We start from the raw sequence: 26,006 nt of genomic DNA, 5'->3' as shown, positions 1-26,006 counted from the left end.
CAATTTCCAGCACAAATCGTGCCGTCCGGCAAAAGCCTCGTCGGCCCCCTGCGCCTGGGTGGAAATCCGGGTCTCAGCGAGCGCGCGATGCTCTTGGGGGGCAATGTTCCGTGATCGAATGCTGTGCGTTCCCAAAGAAAATCACAGTATTCATTTCTTTAGAATAATTAAAATCTGAAGATTTGCTTTGTCTCCCGGCGAATGATTGTGTTAGCGCGGGGCGATTTTCTCGATATGGACGGCTATCATGTTCGCTCTGTCCCGCCTGACGCGCCTCCTGCCTGCGGCCGCATTGGCTCTGGCGGTCTTCTCCGCTCCCTCCGCCAGCGCCGAAACGATCGAGGTCACCGATCTCGCCGGCCGCGTCGTCAGCGTCACGCGCGATCCGTCGAAGATCGTGCTGAGCGAAGGCCGCCAGCTCTATACGCTGGCGATGCTCGATCGCGAGGACCCGTTCAAGCGCGTCGTCGGCTGGGGCAACGATCTGATCGAGAATGATCCCGGCGCCTGGGCGAAATATCTCGCCAAGTTCCCGAAGGCCAAGGATGTCGCGAACATGGGCAACCCCTATGCCGCCGATGTCAGCATGGAGAAGATCGCCGCGCTCGGCGCCGAGGTTTACGTCCTCGATCTCTCCAATTACTTCAAGGCGCAGGAGACCGGCCTGCTCGGGAAGCTGGAGAAGGCCGGCATCGCTACGATCTTCGTCGATTTCCGCCAGGATCCGACCCAGAACGCACTGCCGAGCGTACAGCTCCTCGGCCGTGTCCTCGGCCGCGAGAAGGAGGCGAACGCCTTCGCCGATTACTATCTGCGCCAGACCCGGAGCATCTACGCCCGAATCGGCGCGATCCCCGACAAGCAGAAGCCCATGGTCTTCGTCGAGCGGGCTGCCGGCCTCCTGCCCTGCTGCGCCACTTTCGGCCCCTTCAATTTCGGCCGCTATATTGAGGAGGCCGGCGGCCGCAACTGGGGCAGCCAGTTCTTCTCCGCCTTCCAGGCGCAGGCCGCGCAGGAAAAGGTGCTCTCCGACAACCCCGACATCTACTTCCTGACCGGCGCCAACTGGTATGGCAGCAATCCCGGCAGCAATGCCGTCAGCCTCGGTTATGACGCGACGCCCGAGAAGGTTCAGAAGGAGATGGCGGCGCTGATGAACCGGCCCGGCTTCCAGCAGCTCAAGGCCGTGCAAGGCAAGAAAGTAATGGCCTTCTACCATCAGTTCTACGACATGCCCTATTATTTCATCGCCGAACTCGCCATGGCGAAGGAGTTCTATCCGGATCGCTTCAAGGACGTCGATCCGGAGGCCGTGTTCAAGGAATTCCACGAGAAGTTCCTGCCGATCTCCTATTCCGGCGTGTTCTGGGCCAAACTCCAGTGAGCGCGGCCAAGCGATGACGGCAGTCCTGCCCGTGACGCCGGCTGCGACCGCAGATTACCGCAAGCGCAGCACGAAGCGCCTGAAGCTCGTTCTGCTCGGTGTGCTGGCCTTGCTGCTTGCGGTGGCGCTCGATGTCTCGATCGGGCCCGGCAATCTGCCGCTTGGCGACGTCCTGCGCACGCTCGCCGACCCGCAATCGGCCTCGCCGCGATTGTCCGTCATCGTCTGGGACCTGCGCCTGCCGATCGCGCTGATGGCGCTCACCGTCGGCGCCATGCTGGGCCTGAGCGGGGCCGGCATGCAGACCATCCTCGCCAATCCGCTGGCCGATCCCTTCACGCTCGGGGTCTCCGCCGCAGCGACGGTCGGCGCCTCCGTGGCCATCGTCTTCGGCTGGAGCGTCCTGCCCGGCGCCGGCCCCTTCATCGTCACGGCCAACGCCTTTGTCTTCGCTCTCTCCGCCTCGCTCGTGCTGTTCTTCATGACGAAGCTGCGCGGCGTCAGCGCCGAGACGATGATCCTGGTCGGCATCGCCCTCCTCTTCACCTGCAACGCCATCACCGCGCTGCTGCAGTATCGTTCCAACGAAGTTCAACTCACCCAGATCGTGTTCTGGACCCTGGGCAGCCTCGCCCGCGCGAGCTGGGGCAAGGTCGGCGTGGCCGCAGTGCTGATTGCGCTGGCCCTGCCCTTCTTCCTGATGCGCGGCTGGGCACTGACTGCGCTCCGGCTCGGCGACGAGCGGGCGGAAAGCCTCGGCGTCCGCGTCGACCGGCTGCGGCTGGAGATCCTGATCGCGACCTCGCTGCTGGCGGCGGTCTCGGTGTCCTTCGTCGGTGGCATCGGCTTCATCGGCCTCGTCGGCCCGCATATCGCGCGGCTTCTGGTTGGCGAGGACCAGCGCTTCTTCCTGCCGGTCGCGACGATCGCGAGCGCGGTGCTGCTCTCGCTCGCCTCCACCGTCTCGAAGGTGATCACGCCGGGCGTGATCTATCCGATCGGCATCATCACCGCGCTGATCGGCGTGCCCTTCTTCGTCAGCCTGGTCATGTCGATCCGCAACAGGGGGGCCTGAGCCGTGGCGCTGCTCATCCGCGATCTCGATTTCCGCTATGGCGCCACGCCTGTCCTGCAAGGGCTGGGCACCGGCGAGTTGCCGCGCGGCGAACTGACCGCCTTGGTCGGTCCGAACGGCTCGGGCAAGTCTACCCTGTTCCGCTGCGCGGCTGGCCTGCTTGCCCCGCAGGCAGGCATGGTGAAGCTCGACGATCGCGACCTTGCGATGCTTCCGGCGCGGGAACGCGCGCGCAAGGTCTTCTATCTCGCCCAGGACACCGATGCGCGTGTCGCGCTCTCGGTCTTCGATATCATCCTGCTCGCCCGCAAGAGCCTGCATCGCGGTTTCGCGCTCGCGGCCTCTTCCGAGGATATGCGCGCCGTCGAGGCGGTGATCGCGGAGCTGGGCCTCGCTCCCTTCGCCTCGCGTGACATCGCCACGCTCTCGGGCGGTCAGCGCCAGCTCGCCGCCATCGGCCAGGCGCTGGTGCGCGAGCCCGACGTGCTCCTGCTCGACGAGCCGACGAGCGCGCTCGACGTGCGCCGCCAGCTCGACGTCATGGCGACGATCCGCGAGGCTACGCGCCGGCGCGGCATCGTTACCGTCGTGGCGATCCACGATCTTTCGCTCGCGGCGCGCTTCGCCGATCGTGTCCTCGTGATGAACGGCGGACGCATCGCCCAGGCGGGCGCACCGGCCGAAGTGCTTGCGCATCCGGCCGTCTCCGAGACATATGCGGTCGGCGTGCATCTGGAGCATTCCAGCCGGGGCACGCTTCTGGTCGAGCCCTATATCCAGGTTCATTGAGCCATGTCCGCTTCCGCTCCCCACGACAATTTCACGCTGAAGGAAGAGATCCGGGCCTATTGGTCGGCGCGGGCCGAGAGCTTCGATCTTTCCTTCGGCCATGCGATAAAATCCGACCGGGAGTTGCAGGCCTTCCAGCGCCTGATCCGCGATTCCTTCGGCCCCGCACCGCTCGACGTGCTGGATCTCGCCTGCGGCACCGGCGAGATCACCCGTGCGCTGCTTTCGCTGAACCACCGTGTCACCGCGCTCGACTTCTCCGAGGCCATGCTGGCGCGCGCCCGCGCCAAGCATGGCAAGGCGGCGCGTTTCCGGCTCGGCGATGCCGAGCACTTGCTCGACGACGACGCCAGCTATGATGCGGCGATCACCCGCCATCTCGTCTGGACGCTGACCGATCCGGAGGCGGCTCTCGGAGAATGGTTCCGGGTTTTGCGCCCCGGCGGGCGGCTGCTCGTCATCGACGGCGACTGGGTCAATCGCACGCGCTGGCAGGCTCTGGTCAACCGTTTCGGCAATTGGTTGCGCGACAGGCGCGGAGCGCCCGTCCACCAGATCGACGCGGACACCCATGCCTCGATCACCAAGCGCTTCTACTTCAAGGACGGCCTCAGCCGGCAGCGTCTCGAGGAGATGCTGAAGGCCGCGGGCTTCGTCGATATCGTCCCGGCCGACTATATCCAGGTCGTTCGCGAGCAGCAGCGAGCTGCTCCGCTGCACGACGCGATCCGGCTGGCATCCTCGACCCGCTTCGCCCTGCTCGCACGGAAGCCTTCGGCATGACCGCAAAGCCCGACTGGGACGCCGCACAATATCTGCGCTTCGAGGATGAGCGTACGCGCCCGTCGATCGATCTTCTCGCCCGGGTCCCGCTCGGCGATCCCAAACGCTGCATCGATCTCGGCTGCGGCCCCGGCAACAGCACCGAACTGGTCGCGCAGCGGTTTGCGGGTGCCGCGACCGAGGGGCTCGATTCCTCGCCGGACATGCTGGAGAAGGCACGCAAGCGCCTGCCGAACCTGTCCTTCGTGCTGGGCGATGTGAACTCATGGTCGGATGCGGCGGGCTACGATTTGATCTTCGCCAATGCCGTGCTGCAATGGTTGCCCGACCATGAAGGCCTGTTTCCGCGGCTGGCAGGTTCGCTCAAGCCGGGCGGCTGCCTCGCCGTGCAGATGCCGAACAATCTCGCGGAGCCCTCGCATGTCGCGATGCGCGAGGTCGCGGCGCAAGGGCCTTGGGCAGAGCGGCTGGCCACCGCCAAGGCGGAGCGCTCGGCGATCGGTTCCTTCGGCGATTACCGCCGCTGGTTGATGGCCGCAGGCTGCCGGGTCGACATCTGGCAGACGACCTATGTGCATGCGCTCGCCGGCGTCGAAGCCATCGCCGAATGGTTCAAGAGCACGGGGCTCAAGCCCTATCTCGACCGTTTGACGGCTGAGGAGCGGGAGGTCTTCCTCACGCGCTATCTCGCGCGCATTGCGCCGGCCTATCCGCCCGAACAGGACGGCAAGGTGCTGCTGCGCTTCCCGCGCCTGTTCATCGTCGCGGTTCGCGAGGGCTGACGCTACCGGCGCCGGGCACGCGGCCTAGAGATAGGGCGGCGTGCAGGCGCTGACGACGATGCAGCGCTCCGTGCCGATATTGCGGTAGCGATGCGGGATGCGGCTGTCGAAGAGATAGGCGTCTCCCGGCTTGAGCACCTTGACCTGGTCGCCGACGGTGATCTCGAGCTCTCCGGCGAGCACGACGCCGCCTTCATGCGAATCGTGCTTGAGCATCGCGATGCCGGTATCGGCTCCGGGCTCGTAGGATTCGTGCAGGATCTGCAGGTTGTGCGCCTGCGCATCGCCGACCTGGCGGAAGGACATCTGCCCCCGGCTTTCGCCGCCATTGACCTGATGCAGCCGCGAGGTGAGGTCGAGCAGGTCCGGCGCCTCGAAGAAGACCTTGTCCTTCGGCGCCCGGGCTTCGTCAAAAAAATTCACCATGCTCATCGGGATGCCGTCGAGAATCTTGCGCAGCGACGCCACTGACGGGCTGTTCCGATTCTGCTCGATCAGCGAGATCAGGCTGTGCGTCACGCCCGAGCGCGCCGCAAGTTCGCGCTGGGAAAGCCCGGCCGCGAGCCTTATTTCCTTCAGCCTTCCGCCGACATCAAAGCTCATCGCTGTTCAGCCTCCCCGTTTTGCGCGCCTTGTCGTTTCTGCGCGTCATGCAGGGCGCGCCCGCTCGACGGCCCTTGCCATGCTCAATATTCTGAGCAATGCTGACGGAAAGCCAATAAGAAAATAGTGTCATGGGGAACCGGCGGAGTGGAATAGTTTTCGCGTTTAGAGCAGGCCGTCCAGACTAAATTTCCGATCCTGTCCGGTAGGACCGCGTGGAAGCGATGTTTCGTTCCCATGTGACGGTAGCTGCTTGCCGAATACTAGTCGCATGCCAAGACCCCGGGCGAGAATTCAACAGGGAAAACAGGGTAAACAGGGTCGATGACGCAGGCCGAGACCGTTTTGTTGAATGGCCGCATCTTCTGCGGCTTGGCGGAAGGCTTCGTGGAAGCGCTGGCCATCGCGGGCGACAAGGTGCTCGCAGCCGGATCGGCTGCTGAGATTGCCGCTCTGCAGGGCGCGGGAACGAAGGTCGTCGATCTCGCCGGTCGCGTCGCCATTCCCGGCCTCAACGACGCGCATATGCATCTGCTGCCGCTCGGCCTCGCCATGGGCGAGGTCAATCTGCGCCCCGAGGAAGGCGTCAACAGCATCGACGAGATCCTGCGTCGCATCGCTGCCGCGGTGAAGGGCAAGAAGCCCGGCGAATGGGTCACCGGCCGCGGCTACGACCATAACGAGCTCGCCGAGGGGCGCCATCCCACGGCCGAGGAGCTGGATCGCATAGCGCCGGACAATCCCGTCTACATCAAGCGCACCTGCGGCCATGTCGGCGTCGTCAACAGCCGGGCCATGGCGGCCGCGGGCATCGGCCACAATACTCCCAGCCCGGCTGGCGGCCTGATCGAGCGGCGCGACAACAAGCTGACCGGCCTGCTGGCCGAGAGCGCCATGCGGCTGATCGTCGAGGCCATGCCGCAGCCGAGCATTGCCGAACTGAAGGCGGCGATCGAGAAGGCCGGCCACTACATGCTCGCGCAGGGCTTCACCAGCGTGATGGATGCTGGTGTCGGCATGGGCGCGGGCATGGCCGAGATCGAGGCCTATGAGGAGGTTGCACGCGCCGGCACGCTGCCGGTTCGGACCTGGGTCTGCATCTACGGCAATGCCGATGGCATCGGCGACGAGGCGCATGCGGCCGGCTATCGCTTCGGCCGCGAGACGGGCCTGCTGCGCTACGGCGCGATGAAGGTCTTCGGCGACGGTAGTGCCGGCGGTCTGACCGCCGCGATGAGCGAGCCCTACTTGGTCGGCGACCCCGACAATCGCGGCATCTTCATCTATTCCGACGCCGATATGCACGGCTACCTCGCGCATTATCACAAGCTCGGCTACCAGCTCGCCATCCACGCCATCGGCGACGCCGCGATCGAGCAGGTGCTCTCCGGCATCGAGAAGGCCGACAGCCCCGAGCATCCGATCCGCGGGCGCCGCCACCGCATCGAGCATTGCGGCTTCCTGACCGACGGCCAGCTCGCCCGCATGGCGGCGGCCGGCATTGACCCCGTGCCGCAGCCGGCCTTCATCTACGAGTTCGGCGATCTCTACGTGATCAATCTCGGCGAGCAGCGCGCCGGCGCCTCCTATCCGATGCGCAAATGGCTGGATGCCGGGCTTCACGCCGCGGCGAGCTCGGATGCGCCGGTCTGCGCCACCGATCCGTTCAAGAACCTCTTCACCATGGTCACCCGCCAGACCAAGCGCCACACGGTGATAGGCGGCGCCGAGCGGCTGAGCATGGAAGAGGCGGTCCATGCCTATACGCTTCTCGGCGCCTACACCCAGTTCGCCGAGGACAAGCTCGGCCGGCTCGCTCCCGGCCAGTTCGCCGATATCGCCGTGCTCTCGCACGACATCTTCTCGGTTCCGGTCGAAGCGGTCGAGAACGAGGTGCGTTGCGACCTGACGCTGCTCGGCGGCGAGGTCGTCTTCGACCGTCACGGTCAGCTCGCCGCTGCCGCGCAATAGGCCGGGGACCACTTCATGCTCCGACATACGCTGCAAAGGCTGCTGCTGGTCCTCCCGGTCCTGCTCGGCGTGCTGCTGATCGGCTTCCTGCTGATGCAGGTGGTGCCGACCGACCCGGCGCAGGTCCGCGCCGGCCCGACCGCGACGCAGGACGTCGTCGAGGCCATCCGTCAGGAGCTGGGGCTCAATCAGCCCCTCTGGAAGCAGTTCCTGATCTATATTGGGCGCCTTGCGCAGGGCGATCTCGGCGTCTCCATCATCAACAACGTCCCGGTCGTGCAGGAGCTTGGCAATACCATTGGCCCGACGCTCGAGCTGATGTTCGCATCGCTGGTCTGGGCTATCCCGCTCGGCATGCTGCTGGGCACGCTCGGCGCCTATTTCCGCGGCTCGCTGCTCGATCGCGCGATCATGGCGGTCTCGGTCGCGGGCGTCTCGCTGCCGGTCTTCTTTCTGGGGCTCGGCCTGATCTGGCTCTTCGGCTTCAAATACCCGATCCTGCCTTTCACCGGCCGCGTCGGCCCGCTCTGGACCTGGGAAGGGTTGCAGGGCGTGATCCTGCCGGCGCTGACTTTGGGCGGCGTCTTCGTCGGCCCCGTCGCCCGCATGACCCGCACTTCGGTTCTCGACGAACTTGGCGCCGACCATGTCCGCACCGCCCGCGCCAAGGGGCTGGCTGAGTGGGTTGTGCTGATCAGGCACACGCTGCGCAACGCGCTGGTCCCGGTCGTCACGCTGATCGGCCTGCAGATCGGCTTCCTGCTTGGCGGCGCCGTCGTCACGGAAACCGTGTTCTCATGGCCCGGCATCGGCCGGCTCGCGGTCGGCGCCATCCTGTCGAGCGACCTGCCGATGGCGCAGGGCACGATCATCGTGTTGTCGCTGGGCTTCATCCTGGTCAATCTCGCGGTGGACGTCCTCTACGCCGTGCTCGACCCGCGTGTGAGGGGCGCCTGATGAGTTCCGCCACCAGCCCGTTCCAGCCGGGCGCCAAAACCGTGGAGGCCGCCATCAGCGTGGCCGCCGCCACGCCTGTCCGCCGGAAGACGGTGCTCAGGATGCTGCTCTCCGATGTCGGCGCCTGCATCGCGCTCGCCCTCGTCGTGCTCGCGATCCTCGGCGCGGTGTTCGCGCCCTGGCTCGCCCCGACCGATCCTTACGGCAACGACCTCGCCAACACGCTGAAGCCGCCGGGCGAGGCCGGGCTGCTCGGAACAGACGGCCAGGGGCGCGACATGATTACTCGCCTGCTCTTCGGCCTCAGGACGACGCTGCTCATGGGCAGCGCCTCGGTGATCTTCGGCTGCCTGATCGGTGGCGTCATCGGCTTCGCCGCGGCCTATTATCCCAAGCTCTCGGGCGTCCTGATGCGCCTGATGGATGTGCTGCTCTCCTTCCCGGCCATCCTGTTCGGCCTCGCCATCGCCGCTATCTTCGGGCCCGGGCTGACGGCGGTCATCATCGCGCTCTCGATCGCGACCGTGCCGCTGATGGCGCGCGTCGTGCGCGGCTCGGCGCTGGTGGTGCTGCAGCAGGGCTATATCGAGGCGGCCCGCTCGCTCGGCCTCAGCGATCTCCGCATCATCCTGCGCTACGTCCTGCCGAACTGCCTCTCGGCGATGTTCGTCTTCGTCACCTTGCGCTTCGGCCAGGTCATCCTGCTCGGCGCGGCGCTCTCCTTCCTTGGACTGGGCGCCCAGCCTCCGACCGCCGAGCTTGGCGCGATGGCCGCCGACGGCCGCAACTTCCTGTTCTTCGCGCCGCATGTCTCGGTCCTGCCGAGTCTCGCGATCTTCGCGGTCGTCCTCGCCTTCAACGTGCTCGGCGATGCGTTGCGGGACGCGCTCGATCCGAAGCTGCGCAAGTAAGCCGCTCATTCCAGTCAAGAAACGTCAAAAGGGGACCAGACCGATGATGAAACGATCCACCCTGCTTCTGGCCGGCGCCGCTGCCGCGACCTTGGCCGCCATGCCGGCCCTGGCGCAGCAGAAGGCGCCGCTCTCGATCCTGCGCGTGATCGACGCCGACAACTACGATCCGATCCGCACCACCGCCACGGCCGCCGCCGAGGTGCTCTACATGATGGCGGATACGCTCGTGACGGTCGACTTCGACATGAAGACGATCAAGCCCGGCCTCGCCAACAGCTGGACGGTTTCGCCGGACGGCATGACCTACACCTTCAAGCTGCGCAACGACGTCAAATTCTGCGACGGCCGGCCGATGACGATCGACGATGTCGTCTATTCGCTGAAGCGCTGGACCGACCCGGCCAACAAGTCGCCCGTCTCCTTCCGTGGCGGTCCGGTCAAGGATATCCGCGCCGAGGGCGATTCCACGCTGATCTACGAGCTGAAGGAGCCCTATAGCGACCTGCTGTTCCAGATGGCGCTGTCCTTCGCCTCGGTCGTCGACAAGAACACGGTCGAGAAGCTCGGCCCGAACTTCGGCGTGCAGGGCTTCAATGGCACCGGCCCCTATTGCTGGTCGAAATGGACCCCGCGCCAGGAGCTCGTCCTCAAGAAGAACCCGCACTACAGCTGGGGCCCGCCGATCTACAAGGACCCGAAGCCGCAGATCGACGAAATCGTCTGGAAGGTCATCCCCGAGTCGAACACGCTGATGGCCGCGATCCAGGCCAAGCAGGCCGACGTGACCTATTACATGCCCTATATCGCGCTCGACACGATGCAGCGCATCCCCGGCATGACGGTGCAACGGCAGGAAAACTACATCTACGACATCTTCATGGGCTTCAAGGTCGACAAGCCCGTCTCGAAGGACGCCGCTATCCGCGAGGCCGTCAACATGGCCACCGACAAGCAGGCTATCGCCAAGGCGATCTTCTTCGGCAAGGGCACGGCGCTGCCCTCGCTGCTCAACCCGGCCGTGCTCGACTACGACAAGGACTCGGCCGGCAAGATGCCGAAGCATGATACGGCCGGCGCCATCAAGGTGCTGGAAGCGGCTGGCTGGAAGCCGGGCGCCGACGGCATCCGCGAGAAGGACGGCCAGAAGGCAACCTTCATCGTCTACGGCATCCGCAACGACGTGAATCCGCGCATCTCCGAGGCGATGCAGGCCGATCTGCGCAAGGTCGGCATCGACCTGAAGATCCAGCTTTGGGACGCCACCGTCGCCTGGGGCAAGCTCGCGACGCAGGAGTTCGATGCCTTCTACATGTCCTACCCCTATGTGACGGCCACCGAGGCGCTGAACCTCTACTTCGCCAGCCGGCAGGCGCCGACGCCGAACCGGATGAACTGGAAGGATCCGAAGACGGACGAGCTGCTCAAGGCCGCGGCGACCGCCGTCGATGCGGACAAGCGCAAGCAGGCGATCGGCGCCGTGCAGAACCAGCTCACCGAGGCGAATGTCTGGGTGCCGCTGGCGTCGCAGCCGCTCTGGGTGGTCGCGGGTGACCGGGTTGAGGGCGTGCGCGCCCACGGCATCTACGGCGCCGGCCTCTACAAGGGCCTCGACATCAAGCTGAAGCGCTAAGCTTCCTCACCGCCGCGTGGCCCCGGCCGCGCGGCGCTTTTTCGACGTCTGGCTGGAGAAGCATTTTCGAGCGAAGTGGCTACCGGTTCGCGTGAAGAAAATGCGTCAAAACAAAGGGATAGAGAATTTCAACGCTTCGAAGCAGCGCGGGAATGCTCTGAGGAGGGAACATCATGACGATCACGGTCATCAAGAACGCCGACGTCGTTGTCGCCTGGGATGCGGAAGCCTCCCGGCATGTCTATCTGCGCGGAGCCGATGTTGCCTTCGAGGATGGCACGCTGCGCTATGTCGGTGCCCGCTATGAGGGGCAGGCCGACGAGACCGTCGACGGCCACGGGCGCATGGTCATGCCCGGCCTCGTCAACATTCATTCGCACCCCTCGAGCGAGGCGCTCAACAAGGGCTTCCTCGACGAGCTCGGCTCGCCCGCGCTCTACAATTCCTCGCTCTACGAGTTCATGCCGATCCTGCGGCCCGATGCCGAAGCGGTGCCGGACTGCGTGCAGGTCGCCTATTCCGAACTGTTGCTCTCCGGCGTTACCACGCTCGCCGATCTCTCGGTCGCCCATCCCGGCTGGCTCGATCTGGCCGCCGATAGCGGCCTGCGCGTCTGCGTCTCGCCGATGTTCCGCTCGGCACGCTGGTACACCAAGAACGGCCATGTCGTGGAATACGAATGGGACGAGAAGGCCGGTGCCGCTGCCATGGCGACCGCCTTCGAGGTCATCGAGCAGGCCCAGAAGCACCCGTCCGGCCGGCTCTTCGGCATGGTCTGCCCCGCCCAGATCGACACCTGCAGCGAGGGCCTGATCAAGGACAGCTACGCCGAAGCCAGGCGTCGCGGCCTGCCCTGGCAGATCCACGCCGCCCAGTCGACGGTCGAGTTCCACGAGATCACCCGCCGCCATGGCGTGACGCCGATCCAGTGGTTGGAGAAGCTCGGCGTCCTCGGCGCGACCAGCATCGTCGGCCACGGCATCTTCCTCGACGATTATCCGCGCCTCGGCTGGCACAGCCGCCGCGACCTCGCGCTGCTCGCCGAGACCGACACCATGGTCGCCCATTGCCCGACGGTCTTCATGCGTCGCGGCATCGCGCTCGATGATTTCGGGCGTTATCGCCGCGCCGGCGTCCGGATCGGCCTGGGCACCGACACCTATCCGCATAACATGCTCGAGGAGATGCGCCATGTCGGCTATGTCGCCCGGCTGATGGCGGAGAACCCGCGCACGCTCACCACCACCGACATCTTCGAGGCCGCGACCACGGCCGGCGCCGCCGCGCTCGGCCGCAACGACATCGGGCGGCTTGAAGCCGGGTGCAAGGCCGACCTCGTCATGGTCGATCTCAGGCACCCGATGATGCAGCCGCACCGCGACCCCGTTCGCAGCATGGTCTATGCCGCTGCCGAGCGCGCGGTCGACCGCGTCTATGTCGACGGGAAGCTCGTCGTGCGCGACGGCACCGTCCTGACCATGGACTATCCCGCGGCGGCTTTGCGCCTCCACGAAGCCCAGAAGCGGACGGAAGCTGCGGCACCGGGCAATGACTGGATCAAGCGTCCGGTCACCGACTATTCGCCGTTGACCTTCCCCGTGAAGTAAGCCGGGGGGCAGAGCCCTGGCCGCGTCGTCGTGCGGCGGCCAGCCCGGGCTGTGCCTTGCGCATGGCCGCATCGCCGCATTGTGAGCCCCTGCGTCACGCCGCCCGCTTTCGGGCGGCGCCGGCTGGCGATAGGGTGGCGGAATGGTGCAGGTGGATCCGACAGCGCAAGCCGGGGCGGGCTCTTCGAGCCGCAACGGGCTTCTGTTGCTCGGCGGCGGCTTCTTCGGGCTGTTGCTGGCGGGCCTGCTGCTATGGTGGCGCGAGGGGGACCGGCTCTTCACCGACGGGCTCATCGCCGCCATCGTCGCGTGTTTCTAGCGGCTTGTTGTCCGCTCTTCCGGGAAGCTCTTCGTGAACCGCCGTATCGTCCTGCCTCTCGTCGTGTTCCTTGCCGGCGCGCTCGCGCTGGCCGCGGCTGCGATCCTGACCTTCGCGCCTGGCCGCCAGGGCGGGGGGAGCGGCACCGCGAGCGTCGGCGGCCCCTTCACGCTGACGACGCAGGACGGCACGCCGCTTTCGGACACGGATCTGAAGGGTTCGCCGTTCCTGGTCTTCTTCGGCTTCACCCATTGCCCGGATGTCTGCCCGACCAAGCTCTTCGAGATCTCGGAGGCGCTGCGGGCCGCTGGCGAGAGCGACAAGGCCAAGAGGCTCAAGGCGCTGTTCATCACCGTCGACCCGGAGCGCGACACGCCGGAAACCATGAAAAGCTATCTCGGCTCCTTCGATTCCCGCATCATTGGCCTGAGTGGCGACCGGCCGGCGATCGACGCCGTGGTCAAGGCCTACCGCGCCTACGCCAAGAAGGTGCCGCTGAAGGATGGCGACTACACGATGGACCACACCGCACTGGTCTATCTGATGGGCAAGGACGGCAGCTTCATCGGCGCGTTCAATATCGAGCAGACTCCGGCACAGGCTGCAGCGGAATGGCTGCGTCACTCGTAGCCGGCGCCTCGACGGGTGCGCGCCGGCGCGCCAGCCCGTGCTCGGTCTTGTTCCAGACGAAGCGGCGATTGAAGTACTCGTAGAGCGCCATCCAGGCGGCGACCGAGACCAACGCGTAATAGAGCGGCAGCAGCGGCAGCAGCAGGAGCAGGCCGGGCGAGCCCCTGCGCAGCGCGCCGACCGCCGGGGGCGCGAAAAGTGCGACGCTTCCGAGAAGCCAGACGCAGAGAGCGATCGTCGAGGTGACGGTCGCGAACGTGCCCACCGGCGCGAACAGCGAGCCGTCCCAGTAGGCGAGCAGCGCGGCGAGGGTGAAGACCGGATAGCCCAGCGCTGTCGCGATCGTGCCGAAAGTCAGCGACAGGAAGGCAAAGCTGGCGCTCAAACCGGCCTCTCGCAGCAGCGCGAGCGGGTTCCGCGAATGTGTCACCAGGGTCTGCATGTAACCTTTGATCCAGCGCGAGCGCTGCTTGAGCCAGGCCAGGATCGTCAGGGGCGCCTCCTCACGCGTCGTCGAGGGCAGATCGCAGATGCGATAGCCCGCACGCACCAGCCGCAGGCCGAGATCGGCATCTTCCGTGACGTTCCAGGCGTCCCAGCCGCCGACTTTGCGCAACACCTCGGTCCGGAAATGGTTCGAGGTGCCGCCCAGCATGATCGGCAGCTGGAACAGAAGCAGGCCGGGGTTGAGCACCTCGAAGAGCCCGGCATATTCGAGGGCGAAAAGGCCAGGGAGAGTGCCTTCCTCGGCGTGGTCGATCACGAGCCTCGCTTGCAGACAGGCAAGTTCAGGCGGGGCGCCAAGGAAGCGTGCTGCCGCCATGCGCAACTGCTGCCGGTCCGGGATGTCCTCGGCGTCGAAGATGGTAAACAGCGAACCGCGGGCTTCGAGCAGCGCGAGATTGAGCGCCCGCGGCTTCGTGCGCGGCACGCCCGGCGGCACGACCATCACGGTGAAGTGCGGCGGCAGCGCCAACTTTGCCAGCGCCGTGCGCATGCCCGCATCGTCGGCCTCGATCAGCAGGCGGATATCGAGCTTGGCTGGCGGATAGTCGAGGGCGCAGAGCGCATCGGTCAATTGCCGCAGAACCGCCTCCTCGCGGTACATCGGCACGGCGACCGTGTAGACTGGCAGGCGCGCATCGTCGACGCGCCACCGATGGCTTTGCCAGAGATCGGGCGTGGTGCGTTCGATCGTAGTCGCGAGGCGCAGCATGATGAGGCCGAGAAAGAGCGGGCCGAGCAGCAGGGCGAGCGCAAAGAACGTTTCGAGCGGCGCGAAGATGCCGCCGATCGCCGCCGCAGTGAGACTGATGCCCGTGGCGATCACCTGGCCGCGGCCGGCGCCGGTGCGGGCGCTGTCGCGGAGGAGCCCGGTCTCGTCGAGGCCGGCGGCATGGCGCGCCAGTTCGGCGGCGTTGGAACGGCGCAAGGCCTCGGCGAAGCGGCGCGGCGTCGTCACAGCGATATCCGCGCGCCGTCGCGGGCCGCCTTCGAGCATTCGACGCAGCGCCGGCCCTTCCGGCGCGAGTACGAAGCGGAGCGCGGCCCCTTCCCCCGTGGGCGCGATGCCCTGGCGCAGGATCGCGCCATATCGGCCACCCGGCAGCAGCGGCGGGGGAGTGGATCGGAATGGTAGGCCCATCTCGGCCGCCAACGCCCGGTAGAAACCGACTTCGTCGACCAGGCCGAGCGCCATGGCCTCGCGCGCGGGATCGGTGCGGTTGCGCATGGCGCGCTCGGCCGCCCGCGTCAGCGCGGCAGGGGCTACGCCGTGCCGCGCGAGAAAAGCGATTTCGACCGGAAAACCCGCAGTCGCGAGTCCGGGATCGATCGAACAGCTGTCGCTACCGCTGTCCCCCACCGGCCCGGTCCCGCCTCATGCAGCAGTTCCGGTGCGAACGCATCGGAACAACTCATGGTTGCCGATTATATACCGGGAGTCGAGAGCCTCGAGGCAAGAACTTTGGGCGTGCGAGGCGACGATCAGCGTCCCGCGAGGATCTCCGCGACCTGCGGGATATCCTTGTCGCCGCGGCCAGAGAGATTGACCACCATCAGATAGTCCTTCGGCTTCTGCGGGGCAAGCTCGGCGACGCGGGCGAGGGCATGCGCCGACTCCAACGCTGGAATAATACCCTCCAACCTGGAGATTAGCTGGAACGCCTCCAGCGCCTCCTCGTCGGTGGCCGAGAGGTATTTCACCCGGCCGACATCGTGCAGCCAGGAATGCTCGGGGCCGATGCCGGGATAGTCGAGCCCGGCCGAGATCGAGTGAGCGTCCTTGATCTGCCCGTCCTCATCCATCAGCAGGAAGGTGCGGTTGCCGTGCAGCACGCCGGGGCGCCCGCCGGTGAGCGAGGCCGCATGCAGGCCGCTCGGGATGCCGTGGCCGGCGGCCTCGACGCCGTAGATCTCGACGGAGGCGTCGTCGAGGAAGGGGTGGAACAGCCCCATCGCATTGGAGCCGCCGCCGATGCAGGCGATCAGCGAATCCGGCAGGCGGCCTTCGGCCTCCTGCATCTGCTCGCGGGTCTCCTTGCCGATGATCGACTGGAAGTCGCGCACCATCGCCGGATAGGGATGAGGGCCCGCGACCGTGCCGATGCAGTAGAACGTCGTCGCGACATTGGTCACCCAGTCGCGCAGCGCCTCGTTCATCGCGTCCTTCAGCGTCTTGGTGCCGGATTCGACCGGAACGACGGTGGCGCCGAGCATTTGCATGCGGAAGACGTTGGGAGCCTGCCGGGCGACATCGACCGCGCCCATATAGACGATGCATTCGAGGCCGTAGCGGGCGCAGAGCGTCGCGGTCGCGACGCCATGCTGGCCGGCGCCGGTCTCGGCGATGATGCGCTTCTTGCCCATGCGCCGCGCCAGCAGGATTTGGCCGAGCACGTTGTTCACTTTGTGGGAGCCGGTGTGGTTCAGCTCCTCGCGCTTCAGGTAGATCTTGGCGCCGCCCGATAGGCCGGAGGCCGTCGACTGACTACGAAAATGCTCGGTCAGTCGTTCGGCGAAATAGAGTGGCGAGGGCCGGCCGACATAATGCTTCAGCCCATCCGTCATCTCGGCGTGATAGGCCGGATCGGCCTTGGCTGCGCTGTAGGCCTGCTCCAGCTCGAGGATGAGCGGCATCAGCGTCTCCGCGACGAAGCGGCCGCCGAATAGGCCGAAGCGGCCGTTCTCGTCGGGGCCGTTGCGGTAGCTGTTGGGGTTGGAGGGGGCGTTCATGCGCTCGAGCCTTCCTGTACTGCCGCGGCGGCCTTGCGGGCCGCCGCGATAAATTCCGCGATCCGTTGCGGGTCCTTGACCCCCGGCGCGCTTTCCACACCCGAGGAGACGTCGACAGCCGCCGGCCGGGCGATACGAATAGCGTCCGCGACATTCGCCGGATCGAGCCCGCCCGATAGCATGAAGGGAAAGCCGGGGTCGAGATCGGCGAGCAGCGTCCAGTCGAAGGGCCGGCCGTGGCCGCCGGGATAGGCCGCGTCCTTCGGCGGCTTGGCGTCCAGCAGGATGCGGCCGGCCACGTCGCGATAGGCCGCGATGGCTGCGAGATCGCCGATTTCGGCGATGCCGAGCGCCTTCATCACGGGCCTGCCGCTCGTTGCAGCGATGGCTGAGACCAGTTCCGGCGGCTCGGAGCCATGAAGCTGCAGCCAGTCGGGCTTCAGGAACCGGGCCAGTTCGGCGGCGCGCTGCAAGTCCCAGTCCACGACCAGCGCGACGATCTCGGCCTTGCCGCGTGCCATGTCGGCCAACTCGGCGGCGCGCTCGGGCGTGACGAAGCGCGGGCTCTTCGGGTGAAAGTTGAGCCCGATCATGTCCGCGCCGGCATCGAGCGCGGCACGCATGGTCTCGGGGGTCGAGAGACCGCAGATCTTGACCAGGAACGGGGAGCCAATCGACATGGCCGAGCCTTTAGCATGGTCCGTTCGCCGGTGCATGCCGTACTTGCGACATGATGGCGAAGGAAGTCATGCTGAACGGGGCGACGAAGGGGGCACGGATTGGTCCGGCTGGGCATGGGCAGGCGCGGTTTGGCGGTTTTGGCGGCATTGCTCGCCATGTCCGGCCTCGCTGCCGCGGGGTTTTACTATGTCAGCCAGCCGCACACGCTGCGTCTGGCTGTCGGCCCCCTCGGCTCCGAGGATGCGCGCATGGCGGCGGCCTTCGTCCAGGGCCTCAACCGCGACAAGGCCGCCATCCGCCTGCGCCTCATCCTGACGGAAGGCTCCGAGGACAGTGCGAAGAAAATCGATGCCGGACAGGCCGATCTTGCCATGCTGCGGGCCGACATCGCCATGCCCTCCACCGCAGACACGGTTCTGATCACCCGGCGGACCTTTCCCTTCTTCATCACGACCAAAGAGAGCGCCATCGCCCGCATTGCCGATCTGCGCGGCCGCAAGGTCGGCGTGATCCGCAACCCGCCGGGAAATCTCACCCTGCTCAAGCGCGTCCTGACGCAGTACGAGGTGCGGCCCGAGGATGTCGAGATCGTCGCCCTGGCGCCCGACGAGGTGATCCCGGCGGCGAAGGAGGGGCGCATCGAGGTGTTTTTCTCGATCAATGCCGTCGGCTCGCACACCAACAATGAAGGCCTGCGCCGCCTGCGGGCCGCCTGGGGCGAGGACCCGGTCCTGATCCCAATCCGCGAGGCCGACGCGCTGGCGGCTCACTATCGCGCGATCGAATCCGGTGAGATCGTCCGCGGCGCGCTGGGCGGCGACCCGCCCCGGCCGGCCGAGGGCCTGCAGACGATCTCGATCACCTCGCGCCTCGTCGCTGCGCAAAGCCTCGACGACAATCTGGTCGGCGACCTGACCAAGGACGTCCTCGGTCTGAGACTGACGCTTGCGGGGGAGGTGCCGGCAGTGCAGGCGCTGGAAACTCCCTCGACCGACAAGGACGCGCCGCTGCCGGTCCATTCGGGCGCCGCAGCTTATATCGACGGCGAGCAGGAGACCTTTTTCGATCGTTACGGCGATTGGTTCTATATCGGTGCGATGGCCCTGTCGGCGGTTGGCACCGGCGGCGCCGCGCTGCTCAGCCGCGACAGCGCCAACCGGCGCCGCCGCGCCATGTCCGGCCTCGACGAGCTATTGGAGTTGCTTACCGTGATCCGCTCCTGCGAGGACGAGGCGGAACTCGCCCGGCTCGGGCGCGAGGCGGACCAGATTCTGACCCGCGTTCTCGCCGACTATGCCAAGGGCGACCTCGATACCGCCGCTCTGGCCGCTTACCGGCTTGCCATCGATCAGGTCGGTCGGGCCGTTGCCGAGCGGCAGCGGGCACTGGCCGAAGTCTGAGCATGCTCACCTTTCGGCAGCCTCAACGGTTGCCGAAACGCCTTCCAGCGTTTATGTGCAGCGCAACGAATTCCGGATTCACGTGAAACTGGCTGCGCCGGCAGGGCTTCGAACCTGACCGGCTCGTGGCCTTGAAAGCAAGGCCCTATCCGCATGTCCATGCGCAACATCGCCATCATCGCGCACGTCGACCACGGCAAAACCACGCTCGTCGACAAGCTGCTGCAGCAGTCCGGCACCTACCGCGACAATCAGCGCGTCATCGAGCGCGTGATGGATTCGAACGACCTGGAGAAGGAGCGCGGCATCACCATCCTGGCCAAGGCGACCTCGGTCGTCTGGAAGGATACGCGCATCAACATCGTCGACACGCCCGGCCACGCCGATTTCGGCGGCGAGGTCGAGCGCATCCTGAACATGGTCGACTCCGCCATCGTGCTGGTCGACGCGGCCGAAGGCCCGATGCCGCAGACCAAGTTCGTGGTCTCGAAGGCGCTGAAGCTCGGCCTTCGCCCGATCGTGGCGATCAACAAGGTCGACAAGCCCGACGCACGCGTCACCGAAGTCATCAACGAGGTCTTCGATCTCTTCGCCGCGCTCGACGCCACCGACGAGCAGCTCGACTTCCCGATCCTCTACGGTTCGGGCAAGCAGGGCTGGATGGCCCATTCGCCGGAGGGTCCGCAGGACAACGGCCTCGCGCCGATGTACGACCTCATCCTCTCCCATGTGCCGGAGCCGACCGTCGAGGAAGGCCCGTTCCGCATGATCGGCACGTTGCTGGAGGCCAACCCCTATCTCGGCCGCATCATCACCGGCCGCGTGACCTCGGGCACGGCGAAGCCGAACCAGACCGTCAAGGTGCTCTCCGGCGACGGCTCGGTCGTCGAGACCGGCCGCATCTCCAAGATCCTCGCCTTCCGCGGGCTGGAGCGCCAGCCGATCGAGGAGGCCGTCGCCGGCGACATCGTCTCGATCGCGGGCCTAGTGAAGGGTTCCGTCGCCGACACCTTCTGCGACCCCTCGGTCGAGACCCCGATCAAGGCGCAGCCGATCGATCCGCCGACGGTGTCGATGACCTTCATGGTCAACGATTCCCCGCTGGCCGGCACCGAGGGCGACAAGGTCACGACCCGCGTCATCCGCGACCGCCTGTTCAAGGAGGCCGAGGGCAATGTCGCGCTGAAGATCGAGGAAGCCTCCGACAAGGACAGCTACATCGTCTCCGGCCGCGGCGAATTGCAGCTCGCGATCCTGATCGAGACGATGCGCCGCGAGGGCTTTGAGCTCGGCGTCTCGCGTCCCCGCGTCGTGCTGAAGCGTGGCGAGGACGGCCAGCTGCTCGAGCCGATCGAAGAGGTCGTGATCGACGTCGACGAGGAGCATTCCGGCGTCGTCGTGCAGAAGATGTCGGAGCGCAAGGCCGACATGCTGGAGATGCGCCCGTCGGGCGGCAATCGCCTGCGTCTCGTGTTCCACGCCCCGACCCGTGGCCTGATCGGCTACCAGGGCGAACTGCTGACCGACACGCGCGGCACCGCGATCATGAACCGGCTGTTCCACGACTACCTGCCCTACAAGGGCGAGATCGGCGGGCGCCGCAACGGCGTGCTGATCGCGATGGAGACCGGCGAGGCCGTCGCCTACGCGCTGTGGAACCTCGAGGATCGCGGCCCGATGATGATCGAGCCCGGCTGGAAGGTCTATCAGGGCATGATCGTCGGCGAGCACACCCGCGAGAACGATCTCGAGGTGAACGTGCTCAAGGGCAAGAAGCTCACCAACATCCGCACCACCTCCAAGGACGAGGCCGTTCGTCTGACGCCGCCGATCCGCATGACGCTGGAGCGTTCGCTGGCCTGGATCGACGACGACGAGCTCGTCGAGGTCACGCCGAAGTCGATCCGCCTCCGCAAGGCGATCCTCGACCCGAACGAGCGCAAGCGCTCGCAGAAGCAGAAGGCCGAAGTGGCCTGAGGAATTGGGCCGCCATATTGGCGGCCCTTTTCATTTCGGCCCGGTTCAGCGGCTCATCAAGAGCGGCAGCGGCGTGGACTTCAGCAGCGACTGCGTGACACCGCCGAGCAGCCATTCGCGCAGTCGCGAATGCTTGTAGGCGCCGCAGACGATCAGATCGGCGCGGAAATCCGCTGCCGCCTGCCGGATCGTCTCGGCCACATCGTTCTTTCCGCTCACCGCGACGTTTCGAACGGTCACGGACGCGCCGTGGCGCGCCAGATGCGGCGCCAGCTCCGTTCCCGCGACGAAGCGCGACAGATCCTTCTCGCCTGTGACGGAGAGAATCTCGACCTCGGCACCTTTCAGGAACGGCCGGACTTCTGCGACCGCGCGCGCGGCGCCCGCACTGCCGTCCCAGGCGATCAGGATGCGCTTGGCGGCAAAGGCTTCGGCACCTGGCGGCACGATGATCACTGGCCGGCCGCTGTCGAACAGGGCGGCTTCGATCAGGCCCCGGTCGCGCTCGGCCGCGTCCTTCTCGACATCGAGCACGGTAAGGTCGTGGACGCGGGCTTCGCTGACGAGCCGGTCGGCGAGCTCGGCATAGACCAGTTGTGGCGTCTCGATGGTGCTGGTTACGCCCGCGAGGCCAGCGCTGGTCTTGGCGTGCTCGGCGAAGCGCTCGGCGAGCGCGCTGATGCGGCGGTTCTCGACGTTGACGAAGCTGGCGCCAAAGTCTCCGACGAACGAGGCCGGAACGGCGTAGCGCATCGCCGCCGCCTGGATCGTCAGATGCGCGCCGGCCTGCTCGGCGAGCGACAGGGCATAGCCCAGCGCGGTGTCATGCTCGCCCAGACCTTCCTCGGTATAGGCGGTGAAGACGCTCTTGATCGACGGGGCCATCGAAATCTCCGGTTGTTGGGCAATGTCCGGCACACGTTTGCCGGATCATTCTGCCTGCGCCTTGCGCTGGGTCAAATGCCCCAAGGGAAACCGGAGGCGCGTCGGCATCGAAGTCTCCGTTCTGCGCGGGGCGCAGTGCCTGGGTGACGGCGGCTGCGCTTGTCGGCCTGTCCCGGCTCTGATCCTGTGTGCGCCTTCCGGAGGAGGATCACTGCCATGCAATTCCGCAATCTCGGCCGTTCGGGCCTGCGCGTCTCGCTCGTCGGGCTCGGCTGCAACAATTTCGGCGGGCGCATCGATCTCGACGCGACCCGCAAGGTGGTCGATGCTGCGATCGAGCACGGCATCACCCTGTTCGACACCGCCGATGTCTATGGCGAGCGCGGCGGCTCGGAGACGGCGCTGGGCGAGGTGCTTGGCGCAAGGCGCAAGCAGATTGTGCTGGCGACCAAGTTCGGCATGGAGATGGATGCCGAGGGCGTGAAGAAGGGCGGTTCGCGCCGCTACATCATGAGTGCGGTCGAGGATTCGCTGCGCCGCCTCAAGACCGACTGGATCGATCTCTACCAGCTCCACCGGCCCGATCCGCTGACCCCGATCGAGGAGACGCTGCGCGCGCTCGACGACCTCGTCCGCCAGGGCAAGGTCCGCTATGTCGGCTGCTCGAACGTCGTCGCCTGGCAGGTTGCCGATGCGCAATGGACGGCGCGCGATCTCGGCATTCCCGGCTTCGCCTCGGCGCAGGATGAGTACAGCCTGCTGAAGCGTGGCGCCGAAAAGGACCTGATCCCGGCCATCGCCCATTACGGCATGGGGCTCCTGCCCTATTTTCCGCTCGCCAATGGCGCACTGACCGGCAAGTACAAGCGCGGCGCGGCGATGCCGGAAGGCGCACGCCTGACGAAGCTGCCGCAACGTGCCGGCGAGATCTTCAGCGAGGATAACTGGCGCAGGATCGAGGGTTTGACTGCCTTCGCCGAGGCGCGCGGCCACAGCCTCGTCGAGCTCGCCTTCTCCTGGCTCGCCGCGCAGCCGGTCGTCTCCAGCGTCATCGCCGGCGCGACCAAGCCCGAGCAGGTCGCGGCCAACGTCAGGGCGGCCGACTGGGCGCTGAGCGCCGAGGAATTGGCGGAGATCGATGCGATCGTGAAGTAACTTGCCGTCATTCTCGGGCCGCGCATCGCGCGGACCCGAGAATCTCAGGACAAGGGTGCACTGGCTAAAAAGATGCTCGGGTCATGCCCGAGCATGACGGCTTGGGCGCCGCCATTCCTGACAGCTTCTTGCACGTCGCGCCGCCATCGCAATGGACCCGCTGCCTGCGCCCGCTTATGGTCCGCGCCATGAGCGATGCAGCCACGAACGCCCCCGCCCTGAAGCCCGGCGACCACCTCTTTCTGGTCGACGGCTCGAACTTCATCTTCCGGGCCTATTTCCAGTCGATCAACCAGGACCGGAAATACAACGCCCGCTCGGACGGCTTGCCCTCCGGCGCGGTCCGGCTCTTTGCCACCAAGCTCTTCCAGTTCGTGCGCGAGGGCGTGCTCGGCGTGAGGCCGACCCATCTCGCCATCGTCTTCGACAAGTCGGAGAACTCGTTCCGCAAGGCGATCTATCCCGCCTATAAGGGCAACCGCTCGGAGCCGCCGGCCGATCTCATCCCGCAATTCCCGTTGATGCGCGAGGCGGTCCGCGCCTTCGGTCTCATCCCGGTCGAGCAGGATGTCTACGAGGCAGACGACCTGATCGCGACCTATGCCCGTCAGGCCCGCGAGGCCGGTGCCGAAGTGCTGATCGTTTCCGCCGACAAGGACCTGATGCAGCTCGTTGGGCCGGGCGTCGCGATGTACGATCCCGCCTCCGGCGACCAGAAGAAGGGTGCCGGCTTCCGGGCCGAGCGCCGCATCGGCGAGCCGGAGGTGGTCGAGTATTTCGGCGTCACGCCGGATAAGGTCACGCATGTGCAGGCGCTCGCGGGCGATGCCACCGACAATGTGCCGGGCGCGCCGGGCATCGGCATCAAGACGGCCGCGCAGCTCATCGGGGAATATGGCGATCTCGAAACCCTGCTGGCGCGGGCCGGCGAGATCAAGCAGCCCAAGCGCCGGGAGACGCTGACCAATCCGGAAGTGATCGAGAAGGTCCGCATCTCGCACAAGCTCGTCACGCTGGTCGACGATGTGAAGGTCGAGACGCCGCTGGAACACCTGACGCTCGAACAGCCGGACCCGGCGAAGCTCGTCGCCTTCCTCAAGGCGATGGAATTCACCACCATCACCAAGCGCGTCGCCGAGGCCTATGAGGCCGATGTCGGCGCGATCGACCCCGATCCCGCGCTGGCGCCGGGCGGCTCGCGCGCGGCCGAGCTCAAGGCGCTCTATGCCGGCGCCGATGCCATAGAGGACGCCGTCTCTGCCACCGGCCCCGCTGCGCCGTCGCCGGCCGCGACTGCGCCGGAGGCCGGCGGTGGCGAGGCCGGCTGGATGAAGCCGGCCGATCTGGCCGCGTCCCGCAAGAACGAGGCGATCGCGGCCAAGATCGACCGCTCCAAATACGAATGCCTGCGCACGCTCGCCGATCTCGAACGCTGGATCGGCTGGGCCTATGAGGCCGGCCATGTCGCTCTCGATACCGAGACGAATTCGCTCGACGCGATGCAGGCCGATCTCGTCGGCATCTCGCTGGCGGTTGCGCCCGGCCACGCCTGCTACATCCCGCTTCAGCATCGTGCCGGGGATGGCGGCCTCTTCGACGAGGGCTTGCTGCCGGAGCAGATCCCGCTGGCGCAGGCCGTCGCGGCGCTGAAGCCCCTGCTTGCCGACAAGGGCGTGCTCAAGATCGGCCAGAATCTGAAATACGATCTGCTGGTGCTGGAGCGCCACGGGCTCTCCGTGTCCCCGATCGAGGACACGATGCTGATTTCCTATGCGCTCGATGCCGGCACCAACAGCCACGGCATGGACAAGCTCTCGGAGCTGCATCTCGGCCACGAGACGATCCCTTATGCGCAGGTCGCCGGCAGCGGCAAATCGCAGGTGACCTTCGACAAGGTGCCGCTCGACAAGGCGACCGACTATGCAGCCGAGGATGCCGATGTCACGCTGCGCCTCTGGCTCGCGCTGAAGCCGCGGCTGGCCGCCGAGAAGAAGACGGCGGTCTACGAGGTGCTGGAGCGGCCGATGGTCGCCGTGCTCGCCGCGATGGAGACGCGCGGCATCGCCATCGACCGGCAGATCCTGTCGCGGCTCTCCGGCGATTTCGCGCAGGGGCTGGCGCGGCTCGAGGACGAGATCTACGAGCTTGCCGGCGAGAAGTTCACCATCGGCAGTCCCAAGCAGCTTGGTGACATCCTGTTCGGCAAGATGGGGCTGGCGGGCGCCAAGAAGACCGCGACCGGCCAATGGGCGACCGGCGCCGGCGTGCTGGAGGATCTCGCCGAGCAGGGCCACGCCTTGCCTTCGAAAATTCTCGAATGGCGCCAGCTCGCCAAGCTGAAATCGACCTATACGGATTCGCTGCCGGGCTATGTGAACCCGCAGACCAGCCGGGTCCACACCTCCTATGCGCTGGCGGCGACGACGACGGGCCGGCTCTCCTCCTCCGAGCCCAATCTGCAGAACATCCCGATCCGCACGGAAGCGGGCCGCAAGATCAGAACGGCCTTCGTGCCCGAGAAGGGCTACAAGCTGGTCTCGGCCGACTACAGCCAGATCGAATTGCGGCTACTCGCCCATATCGCCGAAATCCCGCAGCTCCGGCAGGCCTTCGCGGATGGCATCGACATCCACGCGATGACGGCCTCCGAAATGTTCGGCGTGCCCGTGCAGGGCATGCCGAGCGAGGTGCGCCGCCGCGCCAAGGCGATCAATTTCGGCATCATCTACGGCATCTCGGCCTTCGGCCTCGCCAACCAGCTCGGCATCGGCCGCGAGGAGGCGAGCGCCTATATCCGCAAATATTTCGAGCGATTCCCCGGCATCCGCGACTACATGGACCAGACCAAGACCCATGTGCGCGCCCATGGCCAGGTCACGACGATCTTTGGCCGGGTCTGCCATTTCCCGGCGGTTTCCTCGAAGAACCCGTCGGAGCGCGCCTTCGTCGAGCGCCAGGCGATCAATGCCCCGATCCAGGGCTCGGCCGCCGACATCATCCGCCGGGCGATGACCCGCATGGACAACGCACTGGCCGCCAGCCGGCTCAACGCCCGGATGCTTCTGCAGGTCCATGACGAGCTCGTCTTCGAGGTGCCGGAGGAGGAGGTCTCAAAGACCTTGCCGATCATCGAGAAGGTCATGGTGGAGGCTCCGCATCCGGCCGTGCAGCTCAGGGTGCCCCTCGCCGTCGAGGCCCGCGCCGCCGACAACTGGGACGAGGCGCACTGA

General features: G+C 66.4%; 21 protein-coding genes. 16 read left to right on the top strand and 5 right to left on the bottom strand.

Annotation, left to right across the window (positions count from 1 at the left end):
- The first annotated feature begins 247 nt into the window (after window positions 1–247).
- The 5 genes from AC1DDA_RS20570 to tam are packed head-to-tail and all read left to right on the top strand — an operon-like array spanning window position 248 to window position 4,813.
- Complete coding sequence (locus AC1DDA_RS20570) at window positions 248–1,384, top strand: ABC transporter substrate-binding protein (RefSeq protein ID WP_476797167.1); 1,137 nt, start codon at window positions 248–250, stop codon at window positions 1,382–1,384.
- 13 nt (window positions 1,385–1,397) lie between these two features.
- A complete protein-coding gene (locus tag AC1DDA_RS20565; protein WP_476780105.1) occupies window positions 1,398–2,459 on the top strand; it encodes a FecCD family ABC transporter permease in 1,062 nt (353 codons plus the stop codon).
- Between the two features lie 3 nt (window positions 2,460–2,462).
- A complete protein-coding gene (locus tag AC1DDA_RS20560; protein WP_476797166.1) occupies window positions 2,463–3,248 on the top strand; it encodes an ABC transporter ATP-binding protein in 786 nt (261 codons plus the stop codon).
- A gap of 3 nt (window positions 3,249–3,251) precedes the next feature.
- Complete coding sequence (locus AC1DDA_RS20555) at window positions 3,252–4,031, top strand: class I SAM-dependent methyltransferase (RefSeq protein WP_476797165.1); 780 nt, start codon at window positions 3,252–3,254, stop codon at window positions 4,029–4,031.
- A complete protein-coding gene (tam, locus tag AC1DDA_RS20550) occupies window positions 4,028–4,813 on the top strand; it encodes a trans-aconitate 2-methyltransferase (protein ID WP_476797164.1) in 786 nt (261 codons plus the stop codon). The genes AC1DDA_RS20555 and tam overlap by 4 nt, the downstream gene beginning before the upstream one ends.
- 24 nt (window positions 4,814–4,837) lie before the next feature.
- Here tam and AC1DDA_RS20545 read toward each other — a convergent pair whose 3' ends face one another.
- Window positions 4,838–5,416: a cupin domain-containing protein gene (locus AC1DDA_RS20545; protein ID WP_441509950.1), complete on the bottom strand. Its 579-nt coding sequence runs from the start codon at window positions 5,414–5,416 to the stop codon at window positions 4,838–4,840.
- 324 nt (window positions 5,417–5,740) lie between these two features.
- Between AC1DDA_RS20545 and AC1DDA_RS20540 the strand changes: the two genes are divergently transcribed.
- From AC1DDA_RS20540 to AC1DDA_RS20510, 7 genes are all read left to right on the top strand, one after another.
- Window positions 5,741–7,387, top strand: coding sequence for an amidohydrolase (locus tag AC1DDA_RS20540; RefSeq protein WP_476797163.1), 1,647 nt, complete (start codon window positions 5,741–5,743; stop codon window positions 7,385–7,387).
- Between the two features lie 15 nt (window positions 7,388–7,402).
- A complete protein-coding gene (locus tag AC1DDA_RS20535) occupies window positions 7,403–8,344 on the top strand; it encodes an ABC transporter permease (RefSeq protein WP_441509948.1) in 942 nt (313 codons plus the stop codon).
- A complete protein-coding gene (locus AC1DDA_RS20530; protein WP_476797162.1) occupies window positions 8,344–9,255 on the top strand; it encodes an ABC transporter permease in 912 nt (303 codons plus the stop codon). Before AC1DDA_RS20535 ends, AC1DDA_RS20530 begins: the two co-directional genes overlap by 1 nt.
- Before the next feature lie 43 nt (window positions 9,256–9,298).
- Window positions 9,299–10,888: an ABC transporter substrate-binding protein gene (locus AC1DDA_RS20525; protein ID WP_476797161.1), complete on the top strand. Its 1,590-nt coding sequence runs from the start codon at window positions 9,299–9,301 to the stop codon at window positions 10,886–10,888.
- 173 nt (window positions 10,889–11,061) lie between these two features.
- On the top strand, window positions 11,062–12,495 hold the full coding sequence (locus AC1DDA_RS20520) for an amidohydrolase family protein (RefSeq protein ID WP_476797160.1): 1,434 nt from the start codon (window positions 11,062–11,064) through the stop codon (window positions 12,493–12,495).
- 151 nt (window positions 12,496–12,646) lie between these two features.
- Window positions 12,647–12,814, top strand: a complete 168-nt coding sequence (locus AC1DDA_RS20515; RefSeq protein WP_441509944.1) for a hypothetical protein — start codon at window positions 12,647–12,649, stop codon at window positions 12,812–12,814.
- Window positions 12,815–12,847: 33 nt separating this feature from the next.
- Window positions 12,848–13,444 (top strand): SCO family protein, encoded by a 597-nt coding sequence (locus AC1DDA_RS20510; protein WP_441509943.1) that lies wholly within the window; start codon window positions 12,848–12,850, stop codon window positions 13,442–13,444.
- Here AC1DDA_RS20510 and AC1DDA_RS20505 read toward each other — a convergent pair.
- The 3 genes from AC1DDA_RS20505 to AC1DDA_RS20495 form a co-directional block, all read right to left on the bottom strand.
- Complete coding sequence (locus AC1DDA_RS20505; protein ID WP_476797159.1) at window positions 13,389–15,308, bottom strand: glycosyltransferase family 2 protein; 1,920 nt, start codon at window positions 15,306–15,308, stop codon at window positions 13,389–13,391. The two genes, AC1DDA_RS20510 and AC1DDA_RS20505, sit on opposite strands and share 56 nt — an antisense overlap.
- A 122-nt stretch (window positions 15,309–15,430) precedes the next feature.
- Window positions 15,431–16,678: a tryptophan synthase subunit beta gene (gene trpB / locus AC1DDA_RS20500; protein ID WP_476797158.1), complete on the bottom strand. Its 1,248-nt coding sequence runs from the start codon at window positions 16,676–16,678 to the stop codon at window positions 15,431–15,433.
- Window positions 16,675–17,358: a phosphoribosylanthranilate isomerase gene (locus AC1DDA_RS20495; protein WP_441509940.1), complete on the bottom strand. Its 684-nt coding sequence runs from the start codon at window positions 17,356–17,358 to the stop codon at window positions 16,675–16,677. Before AC1DDA_RS20495 ends, trpB begins: the two co-directional genes overlap by 4 nt.
- A gap of 156 nt (window positions 17,359–17,514) precedes the next feature.
- Between AC1DDA_RS20495 and AC1DDA_RS20490 the strand changes: the two genes are divergently transcribed.
- Both AC1DDA_RS20490 and typA read left to right on the top strand, forming a co-directional pair.
- The gene (locus tag AC1DDA_RS20490) at window positions 17,515–18,759 is read left to right on the top strand and encodes a TAXI family TRAP transporter solute-binding subunit (protein WP_476797157.1); all 1,245 of its coding nucleotides are present in this window, start codon (window positions 17,515–17,517) and stop codon (window positions 18,757–18,759) included.
- 153 nt (window positions 18,760–18,912) lie between these two features.
- Window positions 18,913–20,736, top strand: coding sequence for a translational GTPase TypA (gene typA, locus AC1DDA_RS20485; protein ID WP_441509938.1), 1,824 nt, complete (start codon window positions 18,913–18,915; stop codon window positions 20,734–20,736).
- A gap of 45 nt (window positions 20,737–20,781) precedes the next feature.
- Here the strand turns inward: typA and AC1DDA_RS20480 are convergent, their stop codons facing one another.
- Window positions 20,782–21,621 (bottom strand): universal stress protein, encoded by an 840-nt coding sequence (locus AC1DDA_RS20480; protein ID WP_476780094.1) that lies wholly within the window; start codon window positions 21,619–21,621, stop codon window positions 20,782–20,784.
- A gap of 216 nt (window positions 21,622–21,837) precedes the next feature.
- On the opposite strand from AC1DDA_RS20480, the gene AC1DDA_RS20475 reads away from it, so the two are divergent.
- Window positions 21,838–22,776 carry an aldo/keto reductase gene (locus AC1DDA_RS20475; protein WP_476797156.1) on the top strand — a complete coding sequence of 313 codons (939 nt, stop codon included), beginning with the start codon at window positions 21,838–21,840 and terminating at the stop codon, window positions 22,774–22,776.
- Between the two features lie 188 nt (window positions 22,777–22,964).
- Window positions 22,965–26,006, top strand: coding sequence for a DNA polymerase I (gene polA, locus AC1DDA_RS20470; RefSeq protein WP_476797155.1), 3,042 nt, complete (start codon window positions 22,965–22,967; stop codon window positions 26,004–26,006).

It is taken from the genome of Allobosea sp. 10N428, from assembly GCF_056394545.1.
This window is presented reverse-complemented; position numbering and strand designations above follow the sequence as displayed.

What these genes read in the sequence shown, in the direction of transcription:
- AC1DDA_RS20570 (WP_476797167.1), top strand. Translation starts at nt 248, where the DNA reads ATGTTCGCTCTGTCCCGCCTGACGCGCCTCCTGCCTGCGGCCGCATTG.
- AC1DDA_RS20565 (WP_476780105.1), top strand. Translation starts at nt 1,398, where the DNA reads ATGACGGCAGTCCTGCCCGTGACGCCGGCTGCGACCGCAGATTACCGC.
- AC1DDA_RS20555 (WP_476797165.1), top strand. Translation starts at nt 3,252, where the DNA reads ATGTCCGCTTCCGCTCCCCACGACAATTTCACGCTGAAGGAAGAGATC.
- tam (WP_476797164.1), top strand. Translation starts at nt 4,028, where the DNA reads ATGACCGCAAAGCCCGACTGGGACGCCGCACAATATCTGCGCTTCGAG.
- AC1DDA_RS20545 (WP_441509950.1), bottom strand. Translation starts at nt 5,416, where the DNA reads ATGAGCTTTGATGTCGGCGGAAGGCTGAAGGAAATAAGGCTCGCGGCC.
- AC1DDA_RS20540 (WP_476797163.1), top strand. Translation starts at nt 5,741, where the DNA reads ATGACGCAGGCCGAGACCGTTTTGTTGAATGGCCGCATCTTCTGCGGC.
- AC1DDA_RS20535 (WP_441509948.1), top strand. Translation starts at nt 7,403, where the DNA reads ATGCTCCGACATACGCTGCAAAGGCTGCTGCTGGTCCTCCCGGTCCTG.
- AC1DDA_RS20530 (WP_476797162.1), top strand. Translation starts at nt 8,344, where the DNA reads ATGAGTTCCGCCACCAGCCCGTTCCAGCCGGGCGCCAAAACCGTGGAG.
- AC1DDA_RS20525 (WP_476797161.1), top strand. Translation starts at nt 9,299, where the DNA reads ATGATGAAACGATCCACCCTGCTTCTGGCCGGCGCCGCTGCCGCGACC.
- AC1DDA_RS20520 (WP_476797160.1), top strand. Translation starts at nt 11,062, where the DNA reads ATGACGATCACGGTCATCAAGAACGCCGACGTCGTTGTCGCCTGGGAT.
- trpB (WP_476797158.1), bottom strand. Translation starts at nt 16,678, where the DNA reads ATGAACGCCCCCTCCAACCCCAACAGCTACCGCAACGGCCCCGACGAG.
- AC1DDA_RS20495 (WP_441509940.1), bottom strand. Translation starts at nt 17,358, where the DNA reads ATGTCGATTGGCTCCCCGTTCCTGGTCAAGATCTGCGGTCTCTCGACC.
- AC1DDA_RS20490 (WP_476797157.1), top strand. Translation starts at nt 17,515, where the DNA reads ATGTCCGGCCTCGCTGCCGCGGGGTTTTACTATGTCAGCCAGCCGCAC.
- typA (WP_441509938.1), top strand. Translation starts at nt 18,913, where the DNA reads ATGTCCATGCGCAACATCGCCATCATCGCGCACGTCGACCACGGCAAA.
- AC1DDA_RS20480 (WP_476780094.1), bottom strand. Translation starts at nt 21,621, where the DNA reads ATGGCCCCGTCGATCAAGAGCGTCTTCACCGCCTATACCGAGGAAGGT.
- AC1DDA_RS20475 (WP_476797156.1), top strand. Translation starts at nt 21,838, where the DNA reads ATGCAATTCCGCAATCTCGGCCGTTCGGGCCTGCGCGTCTCGCTCGTC.
- polA (WP_476797155.1), top strand. Translation starts at nt 22,965, where the DNA reads ATGAGCGATGCAGCCACGAACGCCCCCGCCCTGAAGCCCGGCGACCAC.